Annotated in this window: 3 rRNA genes; all 3 read right to left on the reverse strand. The window is 56.0% G+C overall.

Annotated elements, in window-relative coordinates:
- Positions 1-7: 7 nt before the first annotated feature.
- Positions 8-124 (reverse strand): 5S ribosomal RNA (rrf, locus tag JFC09_RS16135).
- A gap of 211 nt (positions 125-335) precedes the next feature.
- Positions 336-3,461, reverse strand: a 23S ribosomal RNA gene (locus JFC09_RS16140).
- Between the two features lie 474 nt (positions 3,462-3,935).
- Positions 3,936-5,463: ribosomal RNA gene (locus JFC09_RS16145) — 16S ribosomal RNA — on the reverse strand.
- Together the 16S, 23S and 5S rRNA genes form the textbook arrangement of a ribosomal RNA operon.
- Positions 5,464-5,645 lie beyond the last annotated feature (182 nt).

A 5,645-nucleotide genomic window follows, 5' to 3' on the forward strand; every position in this document is an offset into this window, starting at 1 on the left:
AAAAGTATTGCGGCGGTGTCTTACTCTCCCACACCCTATCGAGTGCAGTACCATCAGCGCAGGCAGGCTTAGCTTCCGGGTTCGGAATGGGACCGGGCGTTTCCCCACCGCTATAACCACCGCAAAAACACGGGACACACACCCCACAAAAACAAGGGGGGGGGCGTGTGCACATGCCAACCCCCACCAGGGGGCCACATGGACAACTCTTCTCATAGTAGACGCGAACACACAGTGACCAACACGAGTGTATAAACTTGTGTTACCCGACCCGCACCACCCCACCACAACAAACGTCGCGGTAAGAGTCACACCCCTTTTGAAAGGTGTGCAAAGTAGGTGAGTGATCGGCGTATTAGTACCAGTCAGCTCCACGCATTGCTGCGCTCCCACATCTGGCCTATCAACCCTGTCGTCTACAGGGCACCTCAAAGGAAATCTCATCTTGAAGCAGGCTTCCCGCTTAGATGCTTTCAGCGGTTATCCTTCCCGAACGTAGCCAACCAGCCATGCACCTGGCGGTACAACTGGCACACCAGAGGTTCGTCCGTCCCGGTCCTCTCGTACTAAGGACAGCCCTTCTCAAATTTCCTACGCACGCAGCGGATAGGGACCGAACTGTCTCACGACGTTCTAAACCCAGCTCGCGTACCGCTTTAATGGGCGAACAGCCCAACCCTTGGGACCGACTCCAGCCCCAGGATGCGACGAGCCGACATCGAGGTGCCAAACCATGCCGTCGATATGGACTCTTGGGCAAGATCAGCCTGTTATCCCCGAGGTACCTTTTATCCGTTGAGCGACCGCGATTCCACAATCCACGGCCGGGTCACTAGTCCCAGCTTTCGCTCCTGCTCGACACGTCCGTCTCACAGTCAAGCTCCCTTGTGCACTTACACTCGACACCTGATTGCCAACCAGGCTGAGGGAACCTTTGGGCGCCTCCGTTACTCTTTAGGAGGCAACCGCCCCAGTTAAACTACCCATCAGGCACTGTCCCTGGACCCGATCAGGGCCCGAAGTTAAGGAATCCAGCATAGCCAGAGTGGTATTTCAACGATGACTCCACACACACTAGCGTGCATGCTTCACAGTCTCCCACCTATCCTACACAAGCCATACCGAACACCAATACCAAACTATAGTGAAGGTCTCGGGGTCTTTCCGTCCTGCTGCGCGTAACGAGCATCTTTACTCGTAGTGCAATTTCGCCGAGTTCGCGGTTGAGACAGTGGAGAAGTCGTTGCGCCATTCGTGCAGGTCGGAACTTACCCGACAAGGAATTTCGCTACCTTAGGATGGTTATAGTTACCACCGCCGTTTACTGGGGCTTAAATTCTCCGCTTCGACCACAAGTGGTCTAACAGGTCCTCTTAACCTTCCAGCACCGGGCAGGCGTCAGTCCGTATACATCGACTTACGTCTTCGCACGGACCTGTGTTTTTAGTAAACAGTCGCTTCTCCCTGGTCTCTGCGGCCACCACCAGCTCACCACCGCAAGGATGGATCACCAGGATGGCCCCCCTTCTTCCGAAGTTACGGGGGCATTTTGCCGAGTTCCTTAACCACGATTATCTCGATCGCCTTAGTATTCTCTACCTGACCACCTGAGTCGGTAATAGGGTACGGGCGGCTGGAACCTCACGTCGATGCTTTTCTCGGCAGCATAGGATCACCGGATCACCCACCAAAGGTGGGCGCCCATCAGCTCTCAGACACATGCCCGGCGGATTTACCAACCGGACGTCCTACAACCTTAGACCGCGACAACCATCGCGCGGCCCGGCTACCTTCCTGCGTCACACCTGTTAACACGCTTATCTACTACGCACTCAGGTCCCACCATCAACCCAAACACCCCCACCCGAAGGTGAAGGAGGGGCATCAAGAGGTTAGTCTCATACGCCTTGATATGGACGGTTCTTCGCCGGTACGGGAATATCAACCCGTTATCCATCGACTACGCCTGTCGGCCTCGCCTTAGGTCCCGACTTACCCAGGGCGGATTAGCCTAGCCCTGGAACCCTTGGTCATCCGGCGGAAGGGTTTCTCACCCTTCTTTCGCTACTCATGCCTGCATTCTCACTCGCATAGCCTCCACCACTGGGTCACCCCGCAGCTTCACCGGCCACACGACGCTCCCCTACCCAATACCACACCTCAACCAAACACCCACAAAAGGGATGCCGGCTCAGCTACACGTGGTATTGCCACAACTTCGGCGGTGTGCTTAAGCCCCGCTACATTATCGGCGCGGAATCACTTGACCAGTGAGCTATTACGCACTCTTTCAAGGATGGCTGCTTCTAAGCCAACCTCCTGGTTGTCTTCGCAACTCCACATCCTTTCCCACTGAGCACACGCTTAGGGGCCTTAGTTGGTGGTCTGGGCTGTTTCCCTCTCGACTACGAAGCTTATCCCCCGCAGTCTCACTGCCATGCTTACACTTACCGGCATTCGGAGTTTGGCTGACGTCAGTAACCCGGTGGGGCCCATCGGCCATCCAGTAGCTCTACCTCCGGTAAGCAACACACAACGCTGCACCTAAATGCATTTCGGGGAGAACCAGCTATCACAGAGTTTGATTGGCCTTTCACCCCTAACCACAGGTCATCCCCTCCATTTTCAACTGAAGTGGGTGCGGGCCTCCACGACGTCTTACCATCGCTTCACCCTGCCCATGGCTAGATCACTCCGCTTCGGGTCTAGGACACGCGACTCGACCGCCCTCTTAGGACTCGCTTTCGCTACGGCTACCCCCCAAGGGTTAACCTCGCCACGTGCCGCTAACTCGCAGGCTCATTCTTCAAAAGGCACGCCATCACCCCAACAAGGAGGCTCTGACGGATTGTAAGCGCATGGTTTCAGGTACTATTTCACTCCCCTCCCGGGGTACTTTTCACCATTCCCTCACGGTACTTATCCGCTATCGGTCATCAGGAAGTATTTAGCCTTACCAGGTGGTCCTGGCAGATTCACACGGGATTTCACGGGTCCCGTGCTACTCGGGCGATCACCACACACAGCCAGCAGCCGTTTCGTCTACGGGACTCTCACCCACTCCGGTCACGCTTCCCAACGTGTTCGACTACAACCACACAACTGCGCCCCTCCCATGCTGAGGAGAGACGGATGAGCCCACAACACCGCACATGCAACACCAGCACGCTTGACACACACACGGTTTAGGCTGTTCCGCTTTCGCTCGCCACTACTGACGGAATCACATATTGTTTTCTTCTCCTGTGGGTACTGAGATGTTTCACTTCCCCACGTTCCCCCCACACACCCTATATATTCAGATGCGGGTCACGACACATAACATGCCGCGGGGTTCCCCCATTCGGACACCCTCGGATCACCGTTCGTTTACCAACTCCCCGAGGCTTATCGCAGGTTACCGCGTCCTTCATCGGCTCCTGATGCCAAGGCATCCACCATGCGCTCTTGAACACTCACACCACCCCCCACCACAACAGCAGCAAGGCAGCGCGAGTCGGATAACACAAGAAACACTCAAAACAAAAATCACACAGAACACCACAACCACCCCCACAAACAGGGACAGCCGCGATGTCCAGATGCTCGCGTCCACTATGAAAAAACCATGATCCACAACCAGACACCCACCCACACACCCCACCACAGCGGGACCCATGAGAAGGGCCGGCCAAGGAGACACACAAACACCCACCACCCCACCGCACCACCACCACACACAAACATGTGCAGCAGCAACACGACAAGGCCGCAGGGGCCTGTTCTCCCAGGACCCAACAGCGTGTCTGCACCCACCACCACCCACACCAGTGAGCAGCAACAGGAAATTCTTTGATGATGTTCCACCCATGAGCAACCACCAGACACACGAACGGCGCCTGCATGGCCACAACCCACCCACACACAGTGCGGAGGGCTTCTGTGATGCTCCTTAGAAAGGAGGTGATCCAGCCGCACCTTCCGGTACGGCTACCTTGTTACGACTTAGTCCCAATCACCAGTCCCACCTTCGACGGCTCCCCCCACAAGGGTTGGGCCACCGGCTTCGGGTGTTACCGACTTTCGTGACTTGACGGGCGGTGTGTACAAGGCCCGGGAACGTATTCACCGCAGCGTTGCTGATCTGCGATTACTAGCGACTCCGACTTCACGTAGTCGAGTTGCAGACTACGATCCGAACTGAGATCGGCTTTCTGGGATTCGCTCCACCTCACGGTCTCGCCACCCTTTGTACCGACCATTGTAGCATGCGTGAAGCCCAAGACATAAAGGGCATGATGATTTGACGTCATCCCCACCTTCCTCCGAGTTGACCCCGGCAGTCTCCTATGAGTTCCCACCATGACGTGCTGGCAACATAGAACGAGGGTTGCGCTCGTTGCGGGACTTAACCCAACATCTCACGACACGAGCTGACGACAACCATGCACCACCTGTACACCAGCCCAAAGGGCTGAACCATCTCTGGCACATTCCGGTGTATGTCAAGCCTTGGTAAGGTTCTTCGCGTTGCATCGAATTAATCCGCATGCTCCGCCGCTTGTGCGGGCCCCCGTCAATTCCTTTGAGTTTTAGCCTTGCGGCCGTACTCCCCAGGCGGGGCACTTAATGCGTTAGCTGCGGCGCGGAACTCGTGGAATGAGCCCCACACCTAGTGCCCAACGTTTACGGCATGGACTACCAGGGTATCTAATCCTGTTCGCTCCCCATGCTTTCGCTCCTCAGCGTCAGTTACAGCCCAGAGTCCCGCCTTCGCCACCGGTGTTCCTCCTGATATCTGCGCATTTCACCGCTACACCAGGAATTCCAGACTCCCCTACTGCACTCTAGTCCGCCCGTACCCACTGCACGCGCAAGGTTGAGCCTTGCGTTTCCACAGCAGACGCGACGAACCGCCTACGAGCTCTTTACGCCCAATAATTCCGGACAACGCTTGTACCCTACGTATTACCGCGGCTGCTGGCACGTAGTTAGCCGGTACTTCTTCTGCAGGTACCGTCACCGCCGAAGCGGCTGCTTCCCTACTGAAAGAGGTTTACAACCCGAAGGCCGTCATCCCTCACGCGGCGTCGCTGCATCAGGGTTTCCCCCATTGTGCAATATTCCCCACTGCTGCCTCCCGTAGGAGTCTGGGCCGTGTCTCAGTCCCAGTGTGGCCGGTCGCCCTCTCAGGCCGGCTACCCGTCGTCGCCTTGGTAGGCCTTTACCCCACCAACAAGCTGATAGGCCGCGAGCCCATCCCCAACCGAAAAACTTTCCACACCCAGCCATGCGGCCAAGTGTCATATGCGGTATTAGACCCAGTTTCCCGGGCTTATCCCGCAGTCAGGGGCAGGTTACTCACGTGTTACTCACCCGTTCGCCACTAATCCACCCCTGCAAGCAGGAGCTTCATCGTTCGACTTGCATGTGTTAAGCACGCCGCCAGCGTTCGTCCTGAGCCAGGATCAAACTCTCCAAAAATTATGTTTTGGTCAGGTCAATCACCCGGCTAAGAAATCAACAAAGCTGCTTAAAAAGCTACAAATTGTTGAGATCCCAGCAATATAAAAAGCTGGCATCATCAAAAACAAACAAACACGCTATTGAGTTCTCAAAGAACAGACACACAAACCGCTCACACCAGAACACACAGTCCCAGCACT

It is taken from the genome of Brevibacterium yomogidense, assembly GCF_016107685.1.
GTDB classification, from domain to species: domain Bacteria; phylum Actinomycetota; class Actinomycetes; order Actinomycetales; family Brevibacteriaceae; genus Brevibacterium; species Brevibacterium yomogidense.